Source organism: Marinomonas piezotolerans (genome assembly GCF_003362755.1).
Lineage (GTDB): Bacteria > Pseudomonadota > Gammaproteobacteria > Pseudomonadales > Marinomonadaceae > Marinomonas > Marinomonas piezotolerans.
The window spans coordinates 207,612-233,632 of the sequence record NZ_QKRA01000001.1; the positions used below are offsets into that span (position 1 = coordinate 207,612).

Sequence of the window (26,021 nt, forward strand, 5' to 3'; positions counted from 1 at the left end):
CGTGGAGACACAGATGAATCAATTTCATTCTCTTACCGTTTCGGATTTACGTCGTGAAACACGTGATTCTGTATCACTCGCTTTTGATATTCCTGAAGAGCTCACTCAGAGCTACCAGTTCAAGCAAGGTCAATTTTTGACATTGCGTACCCATATCGATGGAGAGGAAGTACGTCGCTCTTACTCGATTTGCAGCGGTGTACACGATAACGAAATGCGAGTGGCGATTAAACGCGTTCCAGATGGGCTGTTTTCTACCTTTGCCAATGAAGCGATCAAGGTAGGTGATGTGCTTGATGTGATGCCACCGCTAGGACATTTTTACTCAGAGTTAGACCCAGCAAGACATGGTGACTATCTATTGGTTGCCGCGGGTAGCGGCATTACACCTATTTTATCCATTGCCAAAACCACACTTGCGACAGAGCCACATAGTAAGGTCACCTTGGTTTATGGCAACCGCTCAACGTCGTCGACCATGTTTCGCGATCAGTTAGCGGACTTAAAAAATACCTACATGGACCGTTTAAACCTGATCTTTGTTTTGAGCCGCGAGCAACAGGATATCGACTTATACAACGGCCATATTGATGCTGACAAATGTCGAGCCTTATTTGATCGCTGGGTAGATGTCAAAAATTTAACGGGCGCTTTTATTTGTGGCCCTCAATCCATGACGGAAATGGTCAAAGACTTGTTAAAAGAGTCTGGAACCCCCGAAGAAAATATCCATTTTGAATTGTTCGCTGCCGCAGGTAATGAACGTAAGCGTGAGCAACGCGCGCAAGCGGCGGCTCATGCGGACATCTCTGAAATTACTGTCATTCGTGATGGTCACGCGATGACCTTTGATCTCAAGCAGAATACCGAAAACCTATTGAATGCGGGCAATGAGCATGGCGCTGAACTGCCATTCTCATGCCAAGCAGGTGTCTGCTCGACCTGTAAATGCAAGGTCATTGAGGGTGAGGTCGACATGGACATCAGCATTGGTCTAGAGGACTACGAAGTAGAAGCGGGTTATGTACTGTCTTGTCAGTCTTATCCTGTCTCTAAGAAAGTGGTTCTCGACTTCGACGAAATTTAACGCTGCTTTTCACGCTTAGACAATTATAAAAAACAAGAATGAAGGTGGCGCAAAGCCACCGTTGGAGAACATTATGAGCCAAAGCCCTGTATTACAGAGTTTTATTGCTGGAGAGTGGATAGGTCACGAAGCTGGTCAAGCGCTTGTGAGCCCAGTAAACGGTGAAACAATCTATCACACTCACGCCGAAACCATCGATTTTTCCCAATCATTAGCCTTTGCTCGCCAACAAGGTCGCGCTTCGCTGATGGCAATGGATTTCCAAAGCCGCGCGTCACGCCTGCGTGATTTGGGCAAATACCTTCTAGAGCACAAAGAGTCACTGTACCAAGTGTCACTGCTAACCGGTGCGACGCGTAATGATAGCTGGGTCGACATTGAAGGCGGTGCAGGCACTTTGTTTGCTTACGCGAGTGTCGGACGACGTGAGTTGCCATCGGGTAACTTGATTCACGAAGACGATGCCTTTCCTTTGGGCCGTGAAGGCCAGTTTTTCGGGTCGCACATCTTGGTCCCCCGCCAAGGTGTTGCGGTCCATATTAACGCGTTCAACTTCCCAATTTGGGGTATGTTGGAAAAATTTGCCGCGAACTTTCTTGCTGGGATGCCGTGCATTGTAAAGCCTGCTACGTCTACGTCGTATTTGACTGAAGCGTGTGTGCGTTTGATGCAAACATCTGGGTTATTGCCAGAGGGAAGTCTGCAGCTTGTGATTGGTCGAACAGGTGACTTATTAGATCGTTTGGACGGTCAAGATATGGTGACTTTTACCGGGTCAGCAAGCACCGCAGCGAAGCTTCGGGTCACTCCGAATATCATCAATAACTCTATCCCATTTAATGCCGAAGCAGACTCTTTGAACTGTGCTATTTTGGCGCCCGATGTGGACGTCGATAGTCCAGAATTTGATTTGTTCATTAAAGAAGTCGCACGTGAGATGACCGTAAAAGCAGGGCAAAAGTGTACTGCCATTCGCCGTGTTTTGATCCCAGAAAATCAAGTTCAAGCTGTGTCAGAGCGCCTTTCAGCGCGACTTGCCAAGGTCTCTATTGGCGATCCTCATTTAGACTCAGTGCGTATGGGGGCGCTGGCATCTTTTGATCAGAAAGAAGATGTTTTAGCGCAACTTGGGCAATTACTAAAAAGTAGCCAAGTGGTGTATGGCCATGAGGAAGGTTTTGAGGTTCAAGGAGAAGGCTCTAAACACGGAGCGTTCGTGCAACCGACATTGCTGCTAAGCAATGATCCTGACGCTGAAGGCGGCGCACATGACATTGAAGCGTTTGGTCCGATCAGCACGTTAATGCCTTATAAAGATATTGACCACGCGATTGCGCTAGCGGCAAGAGGTAAGGGCTCGTTGGTGACAACGCTTGTGACTCAAGATCCAAAAGTCGCTCGAAAAGTCGTGCCAGCGTTGGCTGCTTGGCATGGCCGTGTTCATATTTTGAATGAGGCCAGCTCAAAAGAATCGACAGGGCATGGCTCGCCATTACCTGTGCTGAAACATGGTGGCCCGGGTAGAGCGGGTGGCGGCGAAGAGTTGGGCGGTCTACGTGGTGTGAAGCACTATATGCAACGCGCAGCGATTCAAGGCTCCCCTACGATGTTGTCTGCGGTTACTGAAGAGTATGTGCGTGGCGCTGATACCTATGAAACCGATGTGCATCCTTTCCGTCGTTATTTTGAAGACCTTCGTATTGGCGAATCTCTACTCACTCATCGACGCACTGTGACAGAAACCGACATCGTGAACTTCGGCTGTTTGTCTGGTGATCATTTCTACATGCATTTTGATGATATTGCCGCGCGCGACTCTCAGTTTGAGCAGCGTATTGCACATGGTTATTTTGTGCTGTCCGCTGCGGCGGGTTTGTTCGTATCGCCAGGCGAAGGTCCTGTCTTGGCTAATTATGGTTTGGATACGCTCCGCTTTATCACGCCAGTGCCGATGGGCGACACCATTCGTGCACGACTCACCTGTAAACGCAAAATCGATCAAGGAAAGCTGAGCCCTAAAGGTGAGCCTCAAGGCGTCGTGGTTTGGGATGTTCAGGTGACTAATCAGCATGATGAATTGGTCGCAAGCTACGACATTTTAACCTTGGTTAAGAAACTAGAAAGCTAAGACTTAATAGGGCGGATGATCCCGCCCTTAGGGTCATTTGAAAGGATTCTTACACCACAATAATAAAAATTCAGGAGCTATCATGTCTCTAAAAAGCTGGATTGAGAAGCATTACCCAGAGCCAAACCTATATCGCTGGGTGGGTTTGGTGCTCGAAGCAATTTCTGCCACTGTGTTGCTCTTCCTGATGGCATTAACCTGTGTCGATGTCGCCGGGCGCTACCTTTTTAACAACTCTGTTAACGGTGCCTTTGAACTGACCCAAATTGGTTTGGCCGTCATGGTATTTGCGCAAATGCCATTGATCACTTGGCGCGGCAGTCATGTCGTTGTGGATCTACTGGATGAGGTGCTGGGCAATCGCATTGTCAAAGTACTAGGCATCTTTTCAGTATTCGTTGTCTCGTCTGCGTTCTATTTTCTCGCTGTTCGTATTTATGAGCTGGCTGCACGATCTCTGCGTCGTGGTGAAGTCAGCGAGTATCTACAAATCCCGACCGGATACTTAACAGAATACATTGCCATTATGAGCTGGATCACTGCGGCTTGTATGTTGACCTACGGCGCGTACCGCGTGCTCAAAGGCGGCAAAGAAACGACACAGTTTGGAGAGTAGCATGTCAGTTGTATTAATCGGTTTTGCCGTACTGTTGTTTTTGATCTTAGTTATTCGTATGCCTATTGCCTTTGCAATGGGGGTGGTGGGCTTCTTCGGTTTTGCCATTTTGCAAGGCTTAAGCTTCGACAATGTGTTTTCTTTCCGTTGGACTGCCTCTCTAACATTGGCTTCCAATCGAGTGATTGGAACCGTGCAAGATTACAATCTGTCTGTCATTCCATTGTTCATTCTAATGGGGAATCTTGTTACTCGATCTGGTCTATCGCAAGAACTGTACAACGCTTCTTATGCTTTTTTAGGTCATCGAAAAGGCGGTTTAGCGATGTCAACGGTCTTGGCGTGCGGCGGATTTTCTGCAATCTGTGGTTCGAGTTTGGCAACCTCTGCAACGATGGCCAAAGTAGCTATGCCGCCAATGCGCAAATTTGGCTATTCAGATAGCTTAGCAACGGCTTCAATCGCGGCAGGCGGTACATTGGGGATCTTGATTCCGCCAAGTGTCATTTTGGTGATCTACGGTCTACTGACGCAAACCAGTATACGAGAGCTGTTTGCAGCGGGGTTTATCCCAGGTCTATTAGGCATCTTCTTGTACATGTGCGCCGTGCGTTTCGTCGTTTGGCGAAATCCGTCAGCAGGGCCTGCTGGGGAACGAATGGGCTTTAAAGAACGAATGCTGGCCCTGAAAAGTATCTGGGGTGTGCTGTCTCTCTTCATTATCGTGATGGGTGGGATCTACCTTGGGGTTTTTACTCCTACCGAAGCAGCGGGGATTGGCGCCGGTGGCGCGTTGATCATTGGCTTGAGTCGTCGCAGTTTAAGTATTGGCGGTATCGCAGAAACGCTGCTGGATACGACACGAACCACTGCAATGTTGTTCTGTGTGGTAATCGGTGCCTTTATCTTTTCCGACTTTATTACCCGAGCAGGGTTACCTGATGCACTTTTAAACTTTGTTACAGCATTAGAGCTGAGCCCTATGCTGGTGATCATGGTGATTCTCGCAATTTACATTCTGCTTGGAATGATCTTCGAAAGTTTGTCGATGTTGCTGCTGACTGTCCCAGTCTTTTTTCCTCTTGTGTCGAGTCTGGGGTTTGATCTTGTTTGGTTTGGCATCGTGGTTGTGGTGGTCACAGAGATCAGTTTGATCACACCGCCTGTCGGTATGAATGTGTTTGTGTTGAGTGCGGTGCTGAAAAACGTCAAAGCCGGAACAATTTTTAGAGGTGTTACTCCGTTTTGGTGCGCCGATATTATCCGACTTTTCATCATTATTTTCATCGTACCGGTTTCAATGTTTCTACCAAAATTTTTATACGGCTAGAGGAGAGGAGTTCACACGCGTTTTTTAAATAGTTGGGGAGTGGCTTTTTAAACGTATGGCGATGTCTGCGTGAGCGAAGGTCATTATTTAGAGAGAGCAAATAGTAATAATGTAAATCATAAACTATAGGAATAATAAATATGATTAAGTTGAAGAAAAATCTACTTTGGGCACTATGTGGTACGTCTATCCTAGCATCCAGCATGGTCTCCGCGGCGGACACCACTCTACACGTGGCAACATGGTTACCGCCAACAAGTTCGCAAAACTCTATTGTTTGGCCGACTTGGAAAAAGTGGGTTGAAAAAGCGACTGACGGCCGCGTAGAAGTTGTGATTGAGAACTACACGGGCGACCCTAAAGCACTGTTTGACACGGTAGAAGACGGCGTTTACGACGTTACTTTTGCAGTGAACGCGTATTTACCTGGACGTTTTAAATTAACCAGTGTGGCGGAAATTCCTGGCGAGATCACCGATGCAGAAGTGGGCTCCGTGGCATTATGGAATACCTATGAAAAGTTCTTTAAACCCGATCAAGAATTCGCGGGCTTAGAGTTGCTTGCTTTGTTTGTTCATGGACCAGGTCAATTGCAAACTAATTTCCCTGTAAACTCATTAGAAGATATGAAAGGGAAAAAAATGCGTATTGGCGGTGGACTTGTTAATACGCTTGCGGAGCGCTTGGAAGTAACACCTATCTCGGCACCTGCACCTAAGTCTTACGAACTGCTTCAGCAAGGTGTTGTAGATGGGACATTCCTGCCTGCTGAGCAGCAAAGTACACTTCGATTGAGTGAAGTAACAACCAATCTTACGTTGTTCCCGAAAGGTCTTTATACAACCGCTTTCAGCATCATTATGAATCCAGACACACTTGATAGCCTAAGCCAACAAGATCGTGATGCGATTTTAAGTGTATCCGGTGAGAAGCTATCAAGACTTGCGGGTGCCGCGTGGGGTAAAGCCGATCAGGATGGCATCTTGGCCGCCAAGGAAGCAGGTGTGAACGTTGTATTTCTTGGACCTGATGATGCAATCGTAAAAGAGATGAATAAACTTGAGGAAGGAATAGATCAAGCGTGGATTGACTCTGTTTCTGATCGTAAGGCCGACGCAAAAGCGGCGTTAGCGTATTTCCGAAAAAATGTGAACGAGTTAAGCCAGTAAGACGAGGCTATATTTAACCACATAGCAAAAGCCATTGTTTGTTGAAATGATGGCTTTTGCGACCTAATTTGGAATGGAGTCCTCGAATATAGAGAGGTCTATATGAACGCCCATCACACAATCCCCACCCAATATTGCTTCGCATTGGACTTTAAAAACTATAGTGAACAAATCGTCCATTATGCAAATATGTCCGTTCTATATTATCAATTTACCACGTCGACGTTAGACAAGACGATAGTGATTGCTGACGGCTGCGCTGACTTTCAGTTTTGTTGTGACAGCAAGCAGCAGTCTGCCATTCTGTGGGGCTCGGTCGTTACCCCAACCAACATCAGTTACGAATCAAATAAAACCTACTGTGGTATTAGGGTGTCCACGTCTATTAGCCGTCGGATCGCGTGTTTAGCTTATGCTGAAGTCATCGATAAAGGCATCCCGTTTAGTGATGTGTTTAAATTCGATCCATTCATGTTAGACGGTCTATGTGAGGCGGATGATTTCCTAGCCCGAATTAAGATATTGGAAAACTGGTTGATCAAATCAGGGGCGTTAAATGATGCCAAAACGGACATGATTGATCATTGTATCGACACCATAATAAACAGCCATGGAACAATGAGAATCGCTGATATGGCTGGTGAAATAGGCATCAGTGAACGACTGTTGAGAAAGAAATTTAATCAAAGTATCGGTATGTCTCCAAAGCAGTACAGCCGTATCGTTCGATTCCAAGATATTATTAGTGACGTTTTATACCGCGGCGAATTTCAAAAAAATCATTTGGAAGATTTCATGGATTTCTCCTACTACGACGATTCCCATTTGATCAAAGACTTTAAGTATTTCACTCAAATGACCCCCAGTTGGTTTGTTAAAAAAATGCTAGATGTCAACATGACAAGATACGCGTCTTCTACATCGGGCAATTAAGGTGTTAGCTGAGCTAACACCTTTAACCTTCAGCCTGTTAGGAGAAAATACATTGAATAGTCGTATTTGCCAGCAAGCCCTCTTCACCGAACTCAACCCCCAGTCCAGATGACTTCACACCTCCAAAGGGTGCATTAGGCTGGATCGCTCCATGTTTATTGAGCCAAACGGTACCACACTCCATTTGTTCAGCGATCTTAGCCGCGGCTTCTTTGTCGTTAGACCAAACTGATCCGCCTAATCCGGCTGAGCTATCGTTTGCAAGCTTGATGGCTTCTTCAACTGTATCAAATGGAATGATTGGTAATGCGGGTCCAAACTGCTCATTCTGAACCAGAGCGTTATCATTATTTTCAACTGCCACAAGAGTGATTGGGAAGAATAGGGTGTCTTCTGAATCAAGTGGCCCTCCTAGCAGCACGTTTCCGCCTTGCTCAATGGATGATTTGACCAATTGATTAACGATATTAAATTGCATCTTGTTCTGAATTGGACCTAACTCTGCTCCGTCGGCGAATCCATCACCCATTTTTACACTTTTTGAGAACGCGGTTAAGGAATCACATACTTCTTTGTAGATCGACCGATGGACGTATAGGCGCTTCATCGCAGCACAGGTTTGGCCGTTATTAATGAAGGCTCCCCAAAATAAACCAGGCGCAATCTCATCTGGGTTGCAGTCACCCAACACAATACCGGCATCGTTACCGCCCAATTCGAGTGTTAGATTTTTAAGGCTCTTAGCGGAAGAAGACATAACTTTCTTGCCAGTCTCAGTGGAGCCAGTGAAGACGATTTTATCGATACCTGGGTGGTCAGAGATGGCCGCGCCCAGCTCATCACCGCCAGAAATGCTGCTGACGACGCCCTGTGGCAGAATACCATTCATTATTTCAATCATGCGTAGCGTAGACAGCGGAGTGTAAGGCGAGGGCTTACAGATCACGGTGTTGCCCGCCAAAATAGCTGGGATGATGTGCCAAATTGCAATCATCACAGGCCAATTCCAAGGAGTGATTGAAGCGACAACACCGATAGGGCGACGATGTAGCTCGATGTGACCATTTTCATCGTCTTGTAGAACTTTGACTGGTAGCTCTAAACTGGCTGTATAACGTGTCCAAGCGACGGCACCCCCCATTTCAAACATGGATCCAAGTGAAGCCCCGATTGGTTTACCTTGTTCTTGAGTGATGATGCTGGCCAATTCTTCAGAGTGCTTTTCTAACGCATCGGCGATTTGGTTGATATAAGCCTGACGTTCGGCGTACGGGATGGCCGACCAAGACTCAAAGGCCTTTCTGGATTCAGCGATCATGGTATGCAGATCGTCCACGGTGGCCTTTGGGCATTCTCCAACAGGCGCCAGCGTGGATGGATTGATAACCGAGAATGTTTCGGTTGTGTTGAATTTTTTACTACCGCTCATTAATGAATAGGTTGTCATAATATACCCTTCTATTATTCTCATTGTCGGTTAGCGTAGCGGTTTTAAAATACGGCTACACGAAGAAGGAAGAGGGGAGTAAGTCGTGAGACGGCGCTTATTCCCCTCTACTCGCTTTTACTTATCCGCTGTTTCTGTTGGAAGATTCAGCGTCGGGGTTTGATCGAAGAAGTTCCAAGGCTTAAGCATCGCGTGCACGTACTCAGTCGGCATCATTGGCCATTCTTCTGCACGAGCAACGTGAGTCGCGCCAGTAGTGATCCATAGAACGTTGTCTTTGTTTTCGATGGATTCATTATCCTCAACGTATACTTTTAGACCGGTATCGGTTTTAGCTCGGTTCGGGTAAGTGCCTTCTGGGAAGCGCTCTTCTGGCTTGTAATTGGTGACCCAAATTTGCTTGTCCATAAAGTTCACGCGTTTGTAGAGCCATTCGTCTTCACTGAACAGCGCGCCTTTCGCTATAGGGTGAGTCCCCCCGGCAAAAGGAATAATTTGGTACGAAACAGGGTTACCCATACGATTTTCTTTGTTTGGGTTGCTCATCAAGCGAATCGTAGAAGGGTCGAATTTCTGCGACGCTTCTTGCTCGTCTTTTACGGTATGTTGGTTCACGACCATAACGCTCTTACGAGGGCCGCCAGCGGTGTTCTTTTCAACCGTAGGGTTAAGCTCCACGAGAGAGTTTTTCTCACCATCAACGTCTAGGTCTAAACGGAAGTTGTAGATGTGCTGGTGAGTCGTTCCCACAATGTTATGGTCGATCAGCGTGCCGTAGCGAGTATCTTGCTCGGCCGTTGCATCATGCATTGTCCGAGTTTTGACACCTTTGACTGCTTCAATACCCGATGCACCCACATCCAATTTAATCGTACCGTTTGCTAGCAGCACCCAATCGAACATGTAGTCGTAGTTACCTATGGTGCTGACCCAGCGAATGACTAGCTCTCTGCGAGCTCTGCTTTGATTGCCAGCGCCGCTTCCGAGCATTTCGTTGTGTTTGTATTCAGGTCCCGCATAGCGTTCAAATATCGCAATGGCATTAGGGATGGTATACGGCGACCCGCTGTTATCCGCTAGGGTGGCAGGTAATAACTTGGCATTGGTTGGTACGTCAGATCCCAGCTCAAGAGGAGACGTCAGACCGCCCATGCCGTAATCACCAGAATCTAAGTAAGCTTTAAAGTACCAACCAATGTCTGGATCACCGTAAGGAACAATCATGCCACCCAAGGAACCTTCATACATGATTTTGCGTTTGGTACCTTGGTCGTTATACGTCATTGTTGATAAAACAGGGCCGACACGAGGATCAAGCTTTAGGTGGAAGTCCCAGTTTTGCCAATGAACAATATTGCCTGATAGTTTGTAATTCGTACCTTTAGGCTCAGTCGTGACAAGCGGTTTCACAGTGGCTTTGTTAGGGAAGTCGCGCCCATCATAAGGGTTAGGTTTCATTGGGACAGGAATGACGCCACTGTCTTCTATTTTTTCAATGGATTTGGTTTCTAGGTTAACGACTGCCACTAGTCCTTCGATTGGGTGTGCCCAGAAATTGCCGTCACCAATATCAAGGTAAGATACAATTTTGAGTAGGCGATCATCTTCTTTAAGACCGTCTTCGCCGTTGAAGAAACCGACTGTTAATGGTGTTGCCACCACTTCCTTAACATTGTCTATGCCTCTTTTTTTAAGGGCGTCTGCATACTCTTTGCTGCCTTCGATAATTTCTTGGGCGGCGACGAAGTCATCCCAGATCACCATACCGTGAACATCTTTGATGGGCTGCCAACGAGTAACAGCTTTAGTTTCTAGATTGACGGTCCCTTCAATGACCTGCTTGCCATCCAAGATGGTGAAGTTAGCCAGACGCTGAAAGTGTTCATGTTGTCCGAATGACCAAGCCCAGACTTTGCTTTTTTCTGGCTCCGCCAACTTAATTTCAGTGAAACGCAAATTGTTACGGAAGTATTTAGAAGATTGAACGGTTTGTTGAGTGAGAGTGATTTCCGCTTCAGACAACGGGTCTAATGGGTGTTTTGCGTCGCTTACCGATATGGTCTGAGGCACATATTCTTCGAACAAATCATTAGCAAAGTGACGCTCAACTAAAACGTGCCCATGCTCGACTTTGATCGGTGCATCGAGGCGAATCATTTGACCGTTTACCTCAGCTTCTAACGCACCCACTTTCACACAAGCATGCGCTTTATCGAGTGTTATATGGACTTCTTTGGCTGATTTATCGTAGTAATAGGCTGCACCAGAACTGGTGAGAGAATCCTCAAGAGGAATATAGTCGGCGGATCCACCGTGGGCGATTGCAGTATTCGTTGTGGCAAGTGATAGAGCCGCTATGGCAGCGGCAACGATCGTTTTTTTATTATTAATCATCGGATGCTCCAGTGTGTGGTTACATCCTCATTCAACAAAATTAAATAATATGAGTATTGTAAAAAACGGCCGCTCCAAATTCTGCGCAGAAGCCACTATTATTTACCTAGAGAGTAGGGGCGGATCGGAGCATAACAGGTCTTATTTTTCTATGAGACCTGTATGCTGATGTCGGCATTATTGCTTATAGGACGGATCTTGCTTTTCTATCAGTCGTTTCAATGCGGCAAATACATCTTCGCCCGCACCGTATTTCGGGTCTAGGGGCAAGGAGTCCGCAGCGCATTTTTTACAGATCTCTTCAGGTATTTCGCGCACTTTTCCCATAGACATAGACGCCATCTGTACTTCACAGGCACGAGTAACGAGCCACAGTAATGAAAACGCTTGGGCCAAGGTGCTCCCCATCACAACTGGACCATGGTTTCGAAGCATTAAAATAGGTTTACCCCCGGCACTGTCAATGATGCGTTGCCCCTCATCCATATCAAGCGTAATGCCCTCAAACTCATGATAGGCAACGTGATCATAGATTTGCGCTGAATAGAAGTTGCTGTAAGAGATGCCTTCTTCCAAGCAGCATACCGCTAAAGTAGGTGTGGTATGAACATGCATAATGCAATGTGCGCCTTCCACTTTGTCATGAATGGCACTGTGGAATGTAAAGCCTGCTGGGTTGATAGGCCAATCCGAGTGGCCAATGATATTGCCTTTGATGTCCACCTTTACCAGATTGGAGGCTGTGACTTCACTGTAGTGCAATCCGAAAGGGTTGATGAGGAAATGATCTTCTTCACCGGGGACTCGAAGGGAAATATGGTTATAAATAGCTTCGTCCCATTTTAGATAGGCAAAGATTCGGTACATCGCTGCTAGGTCTAATCTTGCTTGCCACTCCGCCTCACTGAATCGGCTAGGTTGCTCAAAGTATCGCTTAGTAGATGTCATGATTTCTCTCTTTGTATTGTTGTTTTGTTATTAGGCTAAATAAAAACAGGGCTATAAAAAACCAAAATAAATATGGTGTAGCTCAATAATTTTTATGTACCCTAAGGTGTCCATTACGCTCACCACCGCTTTTTAGAGGTTGTCCAATGAACAGCAAACAACTTACGTTTTTCTTGAAGACCGCTGAACTAAGCAGCATTGCAGGGGCGGCGCGTGCCTTGAACGTCGCACAGCCAAGTATCAGTTTGCAGATTGAGAATCTAGAACACGAACTTGGGACTCATTTATTTGATCGCAGTTTTCGCGGCGTTGTGTTGACTCAAACTGGCCAGATTTTTCGGGCTCACGCAGAGTCCATTTTGCGACAGATGACGCAGGCTAAGAGCGATGTTCATCAGTTTGAGCACCAACCGTCAGGGGTTTTATCCATTGGTATGACTCAACCAATAGGTAACATTCTTTCTGTGCCATTATTGGCATTAGTGGAGCAGCGTTATCCAAATATCAGTCTGGATCTGCATGTCGGTTTGTCGTACAACTTAACGAATCAATTACAGTCTGGAGAAATTGATATCGCCATCTCATCTCCTGATGGGTCGGATACGCAGAAGATACGCCAAACTAAACTGTTCCGAGAAAAGCTGTTTTTGGCAGTGGGTTCGGATCCTAAAACGCCATCGCAAAAAGAACTCAATGGCGCCAAGACCATTACGTTTTCAGAATTAGCCAAGCATGATGTGATTGTGACGGGGGCTAGAGATTCGCTAGGTTTTGTATTGGGTCAGTATGAACAGATAACGGGCATACAGCTAACCCATAAACCGGCTTTTGGTCAGCTAATGACAACATTGCGTTATGTGGTGGATGGTCATGGCGTATTGTTAGCACCGACGTCTGCTTTTTATCATTTACAACAAATTAACCAGATACAGGCGGTTGAAATTATTGAGCCAACATTATGGCGAGACGTCTGTTTTTCGACGTCTACAGATCGCCCTCAAACAGCGTTACTCAAAGCGGTGATACCTCTTATCCAAGAAGTCACAAAGACTGAGTGGACGTCTGGGCATTGGCAAGGAGAATTGTTTGAGTTTTCAATTAATGATCAATAGGTCGTTTTTAGTATTCATTTATTGATGATTGGAGTGCCAAAATTTAATTTTACGGATATGAAATTAACAGATAGATTGGTTGTATAGTCGAATCAATAACCAAAATAAAAAAACAGATTGGAGAACCGTATGTATCATCCCAGAAAGCTTCTGAAGAATGGATTGTGTGCTGTCGGCGTTGTATTTGCTACCTCCTTTATGGCTTCGGTAAGCCATGCAGAGCGAATCGGCATGGAGTCGGCAACGCCAAACAGCATTCTTGGTATGCTTCCTCAGGCTATGGCGCCTCACTGGTCTAAAGAAGGTGTGGATATTCAATTGTCCCTAAACCAAACGCTCACAAAGTCTCTTTTGAAATTGGGGCAAGGCAGCTTGGACTCTGCGGTTATCCCACCTTTGGCTTATAACGCCATGAAAAAAGGAGTTGGCCCGTACGCAAGGATTTCAGATAAAGCTAAGTCTTTGTCTAAGAATGTTCGCGGTCTGTTTACGCTTCCGGGAAGTTATTATCACGCCATTACCCGAGCGGATTCGGGGATTCAAACTTGGGCCGACGCGCGAGGCAAACGAGTTTACATTGGCCCGCCAGCCGGCGCAGCGAACTCTCAAATTATGAGTTTAGCAGAGGCCGGTGGTCTTCCTAAGGGCGAGTACGATGGGATAAAAGCACCTTGGGGTGCAGCGACCCAAAGCTATCAAGATGGCCAATTTGACGTCTATGTGGGAACCTTTAGTCTAGGCTCTCAGTCACTAGCGGAGCTGAGCTTAGCGAATGATATTCGTCTGCTCGGATTGCCTGGCGAGAAAATGTTGCCACCTAAAGGGCTTGGTATGCAGGCAGCAGAAATTCCAGTGAATACCTACCCTGGGCAGGTCAATACTAAGCCCGTACTTACTTGGCAGACAATCATGATGATGGCTGTTAATAAGGACGTATCTGATGATACAGCTTATACCCTCACAAAGCTGTTTATTGAGAAGCGTTGGGAGTTAGCGCAATCTAATGCACTGTTCAATGACCTGCTAACCACGGACTATTTTGTAGGCGTTAATGCGCCTCTTCACCCTGGTGCGGTGCGTTACTATCGCGAAGCAGGCATTGATATTCCAGAAGAGTTATTGCCACCTCAGTCTTAGTGAAGTACACATAGTATTTGCAAGACGCTTTAGCGAAAGAGCCGCGTCTTTTAGAGCAGATATCAGGACTTTGCTGTTATTGTTTTACGAAACAACGCCTCTTTTACTCAAGTAAAAGCTACCACGTAAAGGCTCCTAGGTTATTTAACCTAGGAGCCTTTACGATTCTTACCAATCTATTCGTTATCCGCTAATGGCTAACCGCCTGTGACCAACCATTTAGAAACTGCATTTGCTTATGTTGGTCGAGATAAAGTAGTAATTCGGGACCTAAACGAATAGGGTGGAAATTGGTGGATTTTTGGAGCTGGTTATCTGAATCATTGTGTGAACCAAGCTGACGATCAAGAGGCATCAGTGCTGTTTTTGTTGCGATGGTATTTTGCCCTGCAGGAGACCTTAAATATTTGATAAATGCCGCCGCAATGGAAGGTTGTGCCGCGTTTTTGTGAACAAAGGCTGAGCGAACGACCACTAGCGCGTAATCTTCGGGAATGATGACGCCAATACGCCCGTTTAGTGCTGCTTTTGCCATGGCATAAGACCCTAGAAGATTATAGCCAAATACCAGTTCCCCTGAAGTCAGTCTGTTTAAAAGTATAGAAGAGCAACAGTGAATATCGGCTTTTGCACGCCCTAAGCTTTCTTGTAGGCGTCCAGTCAAACTAAACGTCACTTCGTCCTGTGATGCGACCAGATACCCTAGGCCGGAACTTCCCGCATCGTACGTACCTATTCTATTTTGGTAAAACTCTGCCTGCTCTCTTAGTTGCTCGGCTAAGGCTTCGTGTGTGTGAGGGATAGGTTTGTCTTTAAATGCCTCTTTGTTGTAAACAAATACGATTGGTTCGTAAGTAAAACCAAAGAGCTCGTTGGTCCATTGTGCCCACGGTTGGTGAGAATCGGCGCTCGGCACATCATAAATGGGTTGGGCGAGGCCGTCATTAACCAGCTTTACTTGTAAGTCCGATGCCGAGCTGATGACAACGTCTGGACTGGGTAAACTGGGGGTTAGTAACTCATCAAATAATTCCTTGGTATTAAACTCTTGATAAGAGATCGTAATGTTGGGGTAAAAAGACTCAAACTCCTGCAAGGCTGGACGTATCGCACTGATGTCTGTTGCGCTGTATATGCGAAGGGTGGTGTCATCAGCAAAAAGGTTGGTCATAAAAAATAAGCTGAGCAAGCTAACGGTTAAACGATGCATGCGACGGCTCCTGGGAAAGTGGTAAAGAAAAGCAGACAGCAAGTCCACCGAGTTCGCCGTCGGATAACGTCAGTTGTCCGTGGTGAGCTAACGCCGCACTTTGTGCAATGGCAAGGCCAAGCCCCGATCCATGAGCATTTCCTCCGACCTTAGCAAACCGCTCCAGTGCGCGTGATCGTTGCTCCTTGGGGATACCGGGACCATTGTCTTCGATCTGTAAGTAGCCAATGCTCTCCGATCGTTCGAGGCTGATACGTATGACACCATGTCTCTCTGAGTGACTTGTCGCACCGTGAACGACGGCATTGTCTATGACATTTCGTAATGCTTCTTTTAGTACAATGTCATCCCCAAGAATGATGATGTTGTCAGATGAAGGGATGTACTCAAACTCGATGTCTGTATGTGCATAATCTCGAACAGCATGGGTGATGACTTCTTGCAGCATCGTGTGGACGTTCAAACGTGAAAATTCTTGTCGGTCGCCCCGATGAATAATGGTGGCATGCACTAACAATTGGTTTGTTAAACGGGTCAGTTTTGAATGATCTTGGTAAATATCGGAGACTATCTGCTTATCAATGACGTCATCTTTGGAGGAGAGCGCGATCTCTAATTGAGCTTTAGTCGTCGCTTGGGCAGTACGAATTTGATGGGAAGCGTCTGCGATGAAGTCACGCATTGCAGCTAAAGCTCCCAACCATTGCTGGCGATAGTTATTGATAGCGTGGGTGAGCGGAGCGACTTCCAAGATTCTCGTTGCTGGTAATTGTTCTTCTTCCATAGGTGACCGCGAAACAAGCTGGGAGGAGATCCAGTTTAATGGTGATAATGCACGATTGATTGCAATCCACATAACCAGTAAAGCGAGGGCCATTACCACCATAAGAGTTGTTAAGGCAGCATAGAGAGTGTCACGCATTTGTTCGTCACGTGCTTTCGTCGTTTGTCCCAACAAGATCGTAACATTTCCTGCAACCGAGCGTTCACTGAGACGCTTATGGCGTGCAATAAAGCGTACTTTTTGATCTTTATAAGTATGCAATTCATAGCGTGGCTGCTCGAATTCTTGCTGCGTTGCAGTTGGTGCAATGGGGAGGTCAGAGTAACCGCTTAAAAAGTCTCCGTTTGGCCCGTAAATGGCGTAATAGATTTTGTCTTCTGGTGCTAGCTGTAATATTTCAAAAGCGGAATAAGGAAGGTCGATATATACCTGATCTTGCGCAACATTGATTCCGTCGAGCATGGTAACACTCGCGCTGGAAAGTAATCGATCATACGAATAATCTGCACTGGTATTGGCATAATGCCACACGCCTACACTCAGGGTGGCTAACACTGCACACATAAATAATGCGGTACGGGTCAGCATCCTCTGTCTGAGCGAATACGATTGGGTTGGCCTTAGCTGCCTAAGATACGCTTTAATCATCGACATGTGCTAAATATCCCATCCCTCGCACGGTCTTAATAATTAACGAAGAGCCTTGAATCTGTTTTCGTAGCCTAGTTAGAATTTGCTCAACGGCGTTGGGCGTGTAGGCTTCACCGAAGTTATAAAGCCTGTTTGCGATGTCATCTTTCGTTAACATTCGATCAAGGTGTGTGAGAAAGAGCTCTAACATTTGCACTTCGCGTGGCCTTAGTTCAATGTCTTTCTGATTAATTTTTACGGATTTTGTCGCGCTATTGAAGCTCAAATTGCCGCATTGGATCTCGTTGTCAGACTTTCCTCGCTCTCGTCTAACCAACGCTCGGCATCGTGCGGAAAGCTCTCTTAAGTCAAACGGTTTTATTAAGTAATCATCCGCGCCTAAGTCCAGCGCGCTGACACGATCATCAATGTCTGCACGCGCAGTCAGGATTAAAACAGGGAGAAAAGATTTCTTTAATCTAAGCGAAGTTAGCAGCTCAAACCCGCTTTTTCCTGGCAAATTCACATCAAGTATCAACACCTCGACTGCATCATGAGAAAGGATAGATTCGGCCTTTTCGGCGCTGTCTACCCAATCAATCGCATGACCCATTTCCGTAAAGTATTTCACGATTGAGAGGGCTAGCCCCTCGTTATCTTCAGTGAGTAATACGCGCATTTTCTAAAATTTCTCTAATTTTTTTATTGGTGTCAGCTTGATGTCAGTTTCAGTGCTTACTTTTACGCTACTGCGTTTTTAAGTGCAGCACAATAACAACAAGATTGGAGCTTTGTTAATGAATACCATCAAAAAATCCTTACTTGCCATTTCTGTCATTGGCCTAACCTCTACAGCATTTGCTTACGAAACCTCTAAACCGACGTGTATTGCCCCTGCCAAACCAGGTGGTGGTTTCGACCTGACTTGTCGCGTTGTTTCAACGGGTTTTGAGCGAGCTCAACTGCTTGATAAACCAATGGCTGTCAAGTTTATGCCAGGTGGCGTTGGTGCGGTGGCATACAACCACATCAATAAAGTGAACCCGGACGACGGTGACTCATTAGTCGCATTTAGTTCTGGTTCGTTGCTTAACCTAGCGCAGGGTAAGTTTGGTAAAGGCCTAGACGAGAACGATGCTCGTTGGGTGGGCACTGCGGGGGTAGACTACGGAGCGATCATTGTGTCCTCAGATGCGCCGTGGCAAACCCTTGAAGATTTAGTTAAAGACATGCGCAAAGACCCTACTGCATTTGTTTTGGGTGCAGGGGGTGGTGTTGGCAGCCAAGATTGGATGAAAGCTGCGATTCTTATGAAAGCATCAGGTATCGATCCGAAGAAAATGCGCTACGTAGCTTACGAAGGTGGTGGTGAAGCCATTGCTGCACTGATGGGCGGACATATCAAAGTATACCCTGGTGATATTGGTGAGATGAAAGGGCAACTAGACGCAGGCAAAGTTCGCGTATTAGCGGTTATGTCACCGGAGCGTTTAGAAGGGGAGTTCGCATCCATCCCTACCGCTCATGAGCAAGGCTTTAACGCCGAGTGGACGATTATGCGTGGATACTATTTAGGTCCCAAAGTATCCGATGATGCGTACGAGTACTGGTCAAATAAATTTGCTGAAGCTTATAAAACAGACGGCTTCAAACAAACGGTTGCAGAAAAAGGCTTGATGCCATTCTACATGCACGGCGAAGTGCTAGATGAGTACGTAAAAGAGCGTGTTCAAGATATGCGCGAATTAGCCAAAGCAGCCGGTTTGATTAAATAATTAATGGGACTATGTATGTTTGACCGCCTTTTTGCTGGCGCTCTGTTATGTCTGTCCGGGCTTATTGCCTGGACAGCGTATCATTTCGACGTGCCTTTTCAGTATGAACCACTTGGGCCAAAGGCCTTTCCGTTAATCTTATCGACTGTTTTAGCTGTCTGCTCCATCTGGTTGCTCCTAAAACCGAGCCCAAATAAATGGGCGCCAACGGGAGCAGTCCTGTTAAAGCTTTTAAGCGGCGTCGCATTGATGACAGGGTATGCCTTTCTATTCGAAAAAGCAGGATTCATTGTGTCGACGGCGATTGTAGGGGCAGTTTTTTGCATCCTGTTTGGAGAAAAACCAACGCGAGCGATCATTTATTCCGTCGTCTTAAGTCTTGTTAGTTACTTTTTGATGAAACATCTACTGCAATTGAACGTACCGACCGGTATGTTATTCGGAGGGTAATATGGAAACGCTCGGATTTTTGGCGACGGGCTTTTCGGTTGCCCTCGCCCCAATGAACTTAGCTCTTGTGTTAATTGGTTGTTTTGTTGGAACGCTGATTGGCTCTTTACCTGGCATCGGTCCAATAAACGGCGTCGCTATTTTGTTACCTTTGGCTTATGCGATGGGCTTTCCGCCAGAGTCAGCATTGATTCTGTTGGCTGGTGTGTATTACGGTGCCGAATACGGTGGTCGTATTTCTAGTATTTTGCTAAATGTCCCCGGCGATGCAGGGGCGATTATGACCACATTAGACGGCTACCCGCTTGCTCAAAAAGGTGAAGGTGGGAGGGCATTAGCTCTGTCGGCTGTTGCTTCGTTCGCAGGCAGTATGGGGGCGCTAACCTTAATCGTGCTGTTCGCGCCTTTATTAAGTGATCTTGCTCTCAAGTTTGGCCCTAGCGAGTTTGTTTGGCTCATGACGTTTGCCTTCACTTGTCTTGCAACCATGGTGGGCAGTCGCCCGCTGAAAACGACGATTGGTGTGGTCATAGGGTTGCTATTGGCGACGGTCGGAGTGGACTCCGGTACGGGCATTCTTCGTTACACAATGGATATTCCTAACTTCTTCGACGGAGTGGACTTCTTGGTTGTAGTCATTGGCATGTTTGCGATCAGTGAAGTGTTAGTGTTGCTAGAAAATTGGCTAAGAAATGATATGAAACTCACGCCAGTGGGTAGGAGCTTTGTATCGATGAGCGATCTGCTGGCGGTAAAATGGGTGGTGCTACGTTCTACTCTGGTAGGTTTTGTGATTGGTGTATTACCAGGAACAGGAGCATCTATCGGGAGTGCAGTTGCCTATGGCACGGAAAAGCGTTTTGCAGAAGGTAATGACGACCAATTTGGCAAAGGTGATATCCGTGGATTGGCGGCGCCAGAAGCGGCTAACAATGCTTCCGCTGCGGGATCAATGTTGCCTATGCTAACACTTGGCATCCCAGGCAGTGGCACGACTGCGATTCTCTTGGGAGCGCTGCTGATGTTTAACATCACGCCAGGGCCATTACTGTTTGAACAGCAACCGGAAATTGCATGGGGGCTCATTGCATCCATGTTTGTCGGTAACATTGCTTTGTTGGTAATGAACTTACCGTTGATTGGGATGTTTGTGCGATTGCTGTCGATAAAGCAATCTTATCTAGTCCCCGTTATTGTTATGTTGACCTTTATAGGGATCTACTCCATTCACGGCGACAGCTTTGATTTATACTTCATGGTTGTGCTCGGTGTGTTTGCGTTTATTCTGCGTAAGTTAGGGTTCTCTTTGGCTCCCGTTATTCTAGGGTTGGTATTAGGCGCTGTTCTTGAGCAGAATCTACGTCGTGCTTTGTCAATCAGTGGCGGAGATTGGGGGATTTTATTTAATGGACCAATAACTATTACATTAGCGATAGCGACGCTGCTAGCGATGGTCGGCCCAGTTATAATGAAAGCTTTAAAAAAGCGCTAAGGTAGTACATTCGAAACGTACTTAAAAGCCACCTTTGGGTGGCTTTTAAGTGTCTAATGTATAAGAGTTGATCAAAATGATGCTAAGTCTTCTGATTGTTTGGTATGCGCTTGAACTAAGGCATGTCACGATGTTGTTTTCTAAAGTCTGTGGGTGTGCATTCGGTATTCTTATAGAAAAAACGTGAAAAATAAGAGGGGTCAATGAAACCAAGGGTGTACGAGATTTCGGTAAGGTTCATGCTGGTATGAGATAACAATCGCTTTGCTTCCAATATAATACGCCCATTAAGGATCTTCTTTGGGCTGGTATCCGCAACCTTTTTACAAATGTAATTGAGTCGACTTTCATTTATGGTCAGTTTGTCACAGTAAAATGAGATTCGACGCTCCTCAACAAAATGGGCTTCCACGAGCCGGCTAAACTTTCGAAAACTTATAATATCCGCTTGATGGTGTTGGTGGCGTGCTTGTGGCGGTCCAGACACGCGTACCAAGTGAATGACGAGTAGCTGTAGTAGGGTCTCAATGGCTGCGCTTTGCCATGCTGCATGTTGTTTCCATTCATGTTTTAGCATAGAAAATAGTTGCTCAATCGAGTGCCATTCATCGTCGGGGAGTTTGCGGCGCTCGAGCACCATTGGCAGGTAAAATGGGTGATTAAAAGCGTCTAATCGATCAAGAATCCCTTCTAACAGTGACGTATGGAAGGTGATCACGAATCCAGGTGCATCGGGCTCTGTCCAAAACGCATGCGGCGTGGCAGCAGGCGTGAAGAAAAGGGCGCTGCCTTCAGTTTGATAGTTATTTTGGTCAATATTGAAAAACGTCTTACCATTAAGAACCAAATGAATCTGGCAATATTCTGCATGCAGGTGCATTGGCATATCGCGCCCAAAGAAGTCCGCTAGCTTCCCGAGTTTATCAAAATGAATGGTCGCATCTTTGTAGGCTTCGTCATAATCTTGGCCTAGATTAATGTTTGGTATCCACTCTTTCGTCATTGGTCGACCCATCATTGTTATGGCTAGTTTGAGAGTATAGCGTAATGCACCCCCATTAGATTGACTATCAATTTATTTAACATGTTAACTATACTGGCGTATCCGCTAATCATGTGTCAACCATTGCGATTACCTGTTATTGAAGGGGTCTAGATATGTTGATTAGATGCTGACACATTTATGTCAGCGAGTATCAAAGGCAAACAAAGAGCAAAACGAATACCGTACATTTGGATAGTATTTTTTACTCTCGAATAGCTTATGATCATTTAATAATCAAAAAAACGGGAACGCGCCATGAAATCGCACGATATTTCTTTTGCACAAGAGGATGAAAGGCTGACCATGTTCAGCCAGACCTTATTTGAAATTTATCGCTTGGCGCGAGAAGAGCCTATCGAGCGGTTTCTGGATACGATGCTTGAGTGCGTGCGAGCGCTAATACCTTTTCAGTCCGCATGGTGGGGAAGAGGCTCTGAAGCTGATTCGGCGATTGTCCACTTGAACAGCAGCTACCTTTACAATTTACCTGAACACTACTTTGATGCTTGGACGAAAATAAGAGACCAAGACACCGTTTTTGAAGTGACGCACCGTTACATTGGTCAGGCAATTAAATTGGATCTTGAAAAAGATGATGTATCGAACGAATTACGCGCGCTGGGGGAGGCGTACCAATACACTAAGCTGATGTGTGTGCATTGCGAAGATCAGGTGACCTGTTTGGGAAATCATCTTAGCTTATATCGGAGGCAATCGGACGCAAATTTTACAGAAAGCGAAAGGCAGTTTTTTCAAGCATTGATGCCACACCTATTATCTGCATCGTCCATTAATCAAATCCGTAGTCATTCTCAGTTATTCTACTATCGTTCCGAATCCCAAGTGATACTCGCCACGTGCAATAGCAATGGGCTTTTATTGAGTGCCGAGCCAGCATTAGCTGAGTTATTGCAGCTTGAATTCCCCGATTGGTATGGCCCGCGCTTACCGTTTAAACCCACCCCAGAAGGCATTCATGGTAAACATCTCGTTGTCGAGGTGTACCCTAGAGGAGACCAGTTTCTTTTGGCTCTTCGGCCTGTATGTGCGATTGAGCAATTATCATCACGTGAGCAAGAGGTCGCATTATTATTTGGCCGCGGGTCAACCTACAAAGAAATCGCTCGTGAACTCGGCGTATCACCTAATACCATTCGTTATCACTTACGCTCTATCTACCTAAAGCTCGGGACCAGCAACAAAGCTGATCTTATCCGCTTATTGGCGGATATACCGTCAATGTTAAGCGACTGACGATTTAACTCAAAATAATAAAAAAGATGGCTAGGACACTTATTTAGTGCCCTACGGCATCGTTGATCTTAAAAAAACCAAAAGGAACCTAAAAATGAATCAAATCTACTTTTTTTGCGCTCTTGCTCACAAAGCGGGAGGTCATAAATGACAACATCAAGCATTGCTGAACCAATAGGAGTTCAACGGAACGAAAGCCATATGCGCCTTTGGGCGGTTGTCGCCATTGCCGCAGTGGTTCCCGCATTATTAATGATGGGACCTGTCGTAGCAGGCCAGTTGGCTACACAAATGGGTATGAATGCGAGTCAAATTGGCCTGCTATTCATGTCTGAGAATGGTGCAATGAGTTTGGCCACCTTGCCTGCGTTATATTGGCTCAGTCGAATCAATCTCAAACAGGCTTCTTTGGCGTTCGGCACGGTCTTTATCGCTGCAAACCTTCTTTCTATTTGGGCAGCGACCAGCGATGTCCTGATTGGGTTGCGGATTCTGAGTGGCGTAGCAGGTGGTTCCTTGACGGTCATCTGTATTGCCACCGCTGGCACCTTTGCAAAGCCTGATCGCGCGTATGGATTTTGGGTGTTGGGGCAGCTTTCGCTTGGCGCTATTGGTTTGACTCTTTTACCTCGTCTATTTGAAGTGTACGGGTTAGGCGCATTCTTCATGACGCTTTCTATTTTGATGGCTCTATGTCTTCCGCTTATGCGTTTTTTACCAGAGCGTATTCAAGGCAAGGCGTCGAAGTCTGCTTCGAAGGCGTCGCTTTGGTCGTTAAAACCTATTTGTGGGTTAGCGGCGGTTTTGTTTTTCTACATCAGCCTAAATGGAACTTGGACATTCATGGGAACCTTGGCGGGAGAGGTAGGTATTAACCCTCAAGTCAGCGGTGACATTTTAGCGATTGCGACACTGTTTGGCATTGGTGGAGCGCTCATTGCAGCGTTTATGGGAGGTCGTCGCTCGTACAAAATACCGTTGATTATTGGTTACCTAGTCATGGTTTTCAGTGTTTTAGCATTATTAGCGGAGCCGGACGTCCTACGTTATTCGTTAGCCGCGTTTGCATTTAAATTTACGTGGACATTTGTCCTGCCTTTCATCTTGGCGAGTTTAGCAAGGCTAGACAGCAATGGGCAGATCATGAACCTGTCTAATTTGGTAATTGGCGGGGGATTAGCGATAGGTCCTATGTTAGCGGGCCAAATAATCGAAACACTATCGGGTGTCGAAACCTTTCTCTATGTCGCCGCTGCTCTGACGATCACCTCACTTCTATTAATGCTCTCCCTACAGAAAACAAAACAAGAAGGATAACCTTATGAAAGATACCGCATTCTACTTCGACGAACGTTGCTTCTGGCACATCTCAGGACAGTATGCAGATATGATTCCAGTCGGTGGATGGGTTCAGCCTCCTGCTGGAAGTGGTAATACAGAGAGTCCTGAAACTAAGCGTCGTCTTAAAAATCTGATTGATGCATCAGGCTTAGGAGATCAGCTCCATTGTCAAAGTGCGCCATCTGCGACTCGAGAAGATATGTTGCGCATTCATACTGAGCAATATATCGACAAGTTTCAGTTAACCAGTGAGCAAGGCGGAGGCGTGCTCGGTGAGGCGGCCATCATCGGCCCTGGTAGTTTTGAAATCGCAGCTAAATCGGCTGGCTTAGTGATGCAGGCAGTTTCCGATGTTATGGAGGGCAAAGTTCGCAATGCTTACGCGCTAAGCCGCCCACCAGGTCACCACTGTTTACCTGACGAAGCGATGGGTTTTTGTTTCTTGGCAAACATCCCCATTGCGATTGAGCACGCTAAGCAAAAGTTTGGCGTAAAGCGCGTGGCGGTCGTGGATTGGGATGTGCACCATGGAAATGGCGTTCAAGCGATTTATGGCGACAGCAGTGAGGTGCTGGGGATTTCACTTCATCAAGAAAACTGCTTTCCACCAGGATACAGTGGCGCAGAAGATACGGGGGTTGGAGAAGGCAAGGGTTATAACATCAATATACCGTTTGTCGCTGGGAGCGGTCATGATGCGTATATGCACGCTATGGAATCCATTGTCGTTCCGGCATTGGAACGTTATCAGCCTGAGCTAATCATGGTCGCCTGCGGTTATGATGCCAACGCAGTAGATCCATTGGCTCGAATGTTACTGCACAGTGATAGCTTCCGTGCAATGACCGAGTGCATTAAGTCTGCGGCAGAACGTTTATGTAATGGGCGTCTAGTTTTGGCCCACGAAGGCGGATACTCAGAAGCCTATGTACCGTTTTGTGGTTTAGCGACAATGGAAGCTTTATCGGGCATCAAAACAGAGGTTCAAGACCCGCTGCTAGATTTTATCAAGCTTCAGCAGCCCAATAGTGACGCGGAATTGTTCCACAAACAGCACCTTGATGCAGTGCGGCAGCTCGTTCTGTAATTGGGTATTTATTGAAACGGCCATATCGGTAGGAAATTACTGATCAGTGAAGTAAGCATGGTTTGCTTTATCACTGCGTATATCCCATGAGGGGTATGCTTATCGTATCGGTGTCGGAATACAATGATGGCGTGGTGGTTCCCAGCCACCACATCACTGAAATAGTCATGGGTTGAAACCCTTTTGATAGCGCAATTCACATTGCGCTTTTTTTTTATTTCGAGTCGGGTGAAAGCTCAATCACATCTTTGAGTAAGTGACTCAACTCTTTAAGCTTTTTCTCACCTAATTTGTCAATCAGTTGCTTGTAGGCTGCATCGACATTTGGACGAAAGTCTTTTACCAGTAGTTTGGCTTCGTCAGTCAGAGATAGGAGTGTGATACGCTGATCTTCACTAGATCGTTTGCGGATTACCATACCTTCTTCTACGAATCGGTTAATAATGCGGGTAAGGCTGGGGCTTAGGATGCAGCATAAATCTGCGAGTTGTTTTGCTTCCAATTCTTCGTGATCATTTAAAACACGCAATACCCTCCATTGCTGTTCGGTAAATTCAGCTTGCTGTAATACGGGCCTAAAGAATGTCATGGCCGACTCGCGTGCTCGTAGGAGTTGAAGGGTGAGGGAGTCTTCAAGTTTTTTCATAGAAAT

At 46.2% G+C, this 26,021-nt stretch carries 22 protein-coding genes; 14 read left to right on the forward strand and 8 right to left on the reverse strand.

From position 1 onward, the window contains the following. Positions 1–13 precede the first annotated feature (13 nt). From paaE to DN730_RS00940, 6 genes are all read left to right on the forward strand, one after another. Positions 14–1,087 (forward strand): 1,2-phenylacetyl-CoA epoxidase subunit PaaE, encoded by a 1,074-nt coding sequence (gene paaE, locus DN730_RS00915; RefSeq protein WP_115466234.1) that lies wholly within the window; start codon positions 14–16, stop codon positions 1,085–1,087. A gap of 73 nt (positions 1,088–1,160) precedes the next feature. After that, positions 1,161–3,215, forward strand: a complete 2,055-nt coding sequence (paaZ, locus tag DN730_RS00920; RefSeq protein WP_115466235.1) for a phenylacetic acid degradation bifunctional protein PaaZ — start codon at positions 1,161–1,163, stop codon at positions 3,213–3,215. An 82-nt stretch (positions 3,216–3,297) separates the two neighbouring features. Beyond that, positions 3,298–3,831 carry a TRAP transporter small permease gene (locus DN730_RS00925; RefSeq protein ID WP_115466236.1) on the forward strand — a complete coding sequence of 178 codons (534 nt, stop codon included), beginning with the start codon at positions 3,298–3,300 and terminating at the stop codon, positions 3,829–3,831. Position 3,832: 1 nt separating this feature from the next. Further along, on the forward strand, positions 3,833–5,161 hold the full coding sequence (locus DN730_RS00930) for a TRAP transporter large permease (RefSeq protein WP_115466237.1): 1,329 nt from the start codon (positions 3,833–3,835) through the stop codon (positions 5,159–5,161). Between the two features lie 140 nt (positions 5,162–5,301). Next, positions 5,302–6,330 carry a TRAP transporter substrate-binding protein gene (locus tag DN730_RS00935; RefSeq protein WP_115466238.1) on the forward strand — a complete coding sequence of 343 codons (1,029 nt, stop codon included), beginning with the start codon at positions 5,302–5,304 and terminating at the stop codon, positions 6,328–6,330. Positions 6,331–6,432: 102 nt separating this feature from the next. Further along, positions 6,433–7,263 carry a helix-turn-helix domain-containing protein gene (locus DN730_RS00940; protein WP_115466239.1) on the forward strand — a complete coding sequence of 277 codons (831 nt, stop codon included), beginning with the start codon at positions 6,433–6,435 and terminating at the stop codon, positions 7,261–7,263. Between the two features lie 37 nt (positions 7,264–7,300). Here the strand turns inward: DN730_RS00940 and DN730_RS00945 are convergent, their stop codons facing one another. From DN730_RS00945 to DN730_RS00955, 3 genes are all read right to left on the reverse strand, one after another. Then, entirely contained in the window at positions 7,301–8,710 is a 1,410-nt protein-coding gene (locus DN730_RS00945; RefSeq protein WP_115466240.1) for an aldehyde dehydrogenase family protein, read from the reverse strand. A gap of 117 nt (positions 8,711–8,827) precedes the next feature. Further along, positions 8,828–11,104 (reverse strand): copper amine oxidase, encoded by a 2,277-nt coding sequence (locus tag DN730_RS00950; protein WP_115466241.1) that lies wholly within the window; start codon positions 11,102–11,104, stop codon positions 8,828–8,830. Between the two features lie 177 nt (positions 11,105–11,281). Next, on the reverse strand, positions 11,282–12,052 hold the full coding sequence (locus tag DN730_RS00955) for a class II aldolase/adducin family protein (protein ID WP_115466242.1): 771 nt from the start codon (positions 12,050–12,052) through the stop codon (positions 11,282–11,284). Between the two features lie 146 nt (positions 12,053–12,198). On the opposite strand from DN730_RS00955, the gene DN730_RS00960 reads away from it, so the two are divergent. Beyond that, the gene (locus DN730_RS00960; protein WP_115466243.1) at positions 12,199–13,164 is read left to right on the forward strand and encodes a LysR family transcriptional regulator; all 966 of its coding nucleotides are present in this window, start codon (positions 12,199–12,201) and stop codon (positions 13,162–13,164) included. Between the two features lie 129 nt (positions 13,165–13,293). Then, entirely contained in the window at positions 13,294–14,301 is a 1,008-nt protein-coding gene (locus DN730_RS00965; RefSeq protein WP_115466244.1) for a TAXI family TRAP transporter solute-binding subunit, read from the forward strand. Between the two features lie 190 nt (positions 14,302–14,491). On the opposite strand, the gene DN730_RS00970 is transcribed toward DN730_RS00965, so the two are convergent. From DN730_RS00970 to DN730_RS00980, 3 genes are read right to left on the reverse strand one after another with little or no spacing between them, the layout of a single operon-like run. Further along, on the reverse strand, positions 14,492–15,511 hold the full coding sequence (locus tag DN730_RS00970; protein WP_115466245.1) for an ABC transporter substrate-binding protein: 1,020 nt from the start codon (positions 15,509–15,511) through the stop codon (positions 14,492–14,494). Further along, on the reverse strand, positions 15,492–16,949 hold the full coding sequence (locus DN730_RS00975) for a sensor histidine kinase (RefSeq protein WP_115466246.1): 1,458 nt from the start codon (positions 16,947–16,949) through the stop codon (positions 15,492–15,494). Before DN730_RS00975 ends, DN730_RS00970 begins: the two co-directional genes overlap by 20 nt. Continuing rightward, a complete protein-coding gene (locus DN730_RS00980) occupies positions 16,936–17,604 on the reverse strand; it encodes a response regulator transcription factor (RefSeq protein WP_115466247.1) in 669 nt (222 codons plus the stop codon). Before DN730_RS00980 ends, DN730_RS00975 begins: the two co-directional genes overlap by 14 nt. Positions 17,605–17,722: 118 nt before the next feature. Here DN730_RS00980 and DN730_RS00985 point away from each other — a divergent pair, with 118 nt between their 5' ends. From DN730_RS00985 to DN730_RS00995, 3 genes are read left to right on the forward strand one after another with little or no spacing between them, the layout of a single operon-like run. Next, positions 17,723–18,700, forward strand: a complete 978-nt coding sequence (locus DN730_RS00985; protein ID WP_115466248.1) for a Bug family tripartite tricarboxylate transporter substrate binding protein — start codon at positions 17,723–17,725, stop codon at positions 18,698–18,700. A gap of 15 nt (positions 18,701–18,715) precedes the next feature. After that, complete coding sequence (locus tag DN730_RS00990) at positions 18,716–19,150, forward strand: tripartite tricarboxylate transporter TctB family protein (RefSeq protein ID WP_115466249.1); 435 nt, start codon at positions 18,716–18,718, stop codon at positions 19,148–19,150. Between the two features lies 1 nt (position 19,151). Further along, the gene (locus tag DN730_RS00995) at positions 19,152–20,642 is read left to right on the forward strand and encodes a tripartite tricarboxylate transporter permease (RefSeq protein WP_115466250.1); all 1,491 of its coding nucleotides are present in this window, start codon (positions 19,152–19,154) and stop codon (positions 20,640–20,642) included. Positions 20,643–20,757: 115 nt separating this feature from the next. Here DN730_RS00995 and DN730_RS01000 read toward each other — a convergent pair whose 3' ends face one another. Further along, positions 20,758–21,645: a helix-turn-helix domain-containing protein gene (locus DN730_RS01000; protein WP_158541157.1), complete on the reverse strand. Its 888-nt coding sequence runs from the start codon at positions 21,643–21,645 to the stop codon at positions 20,758–20,760. Between the two features lie 297 nt (positions 21,646–21,942). Between DN730_RS01000 and DN730_RS01005 the strand changes: the two genes are divergently transcribed. The 3 genes from DN730_RS01005 to DN730_RS01015 all read left to right on the forward strand — a co-directional run bounded on the left by DN730_RS01005 (position 21,943) and on the right by DN730_RS01015 (position 25,369). Then, entirely contained in the window at positions 21,943–22,941 is a 999-nt protein-coding gene (locus tag DN730_RS01005) for a helix-turn-helix transcriptional regulator (RefSeq protein WP_115466252.1), read from the forward strand. Between the two features lie 147 nt (positions 22,942–23,088). Further along, the gene (locus DN730_RS01010; protein ID WP_115466253.1) at positions 23,089–24,258 is read left to right on the forward strand and encodes an MFS transporter; all 1,170 of its coding nucleotides are present in this window, start codon (positions 23,089–23,091) and stop codon (positions 24,256–24,258) included. Positions 24,259–24,262: 4 nt separating this feature from the next. Next, on the forward strand, positions 24,263–25,369 hold the full coding sequence (locus DN730_RS01015; RefSeq protein WP_115466254.1) for a class II histone deacetylase: 1,107 nt from the start codon (positions 24,263–24,265) through the stop codon (positions 25,367–25,369). A 214-nt stretch (positions 25,370–25,583) separates the two neighbouring features. Here the strand turns inward: DN730_RS01015 and hpaR are convergent, their stop codons facing one another. Next, the gene (hpaR, locus tag DN730_RS01020; protein ID WP_115466792.1) at positions 25,584–26,015 is read right to left on the reverse strand and encodes a homoprotocatechuate degradation operon regulator HpaR; all 432 of its coding nucleotides are present in this window, start codon (positions 26,013–26,015) and stop codon (positions 25,584–25,586) included. Between the last annotated feature and the right edge of the window lie 6 nt (positions 26,016–26,021).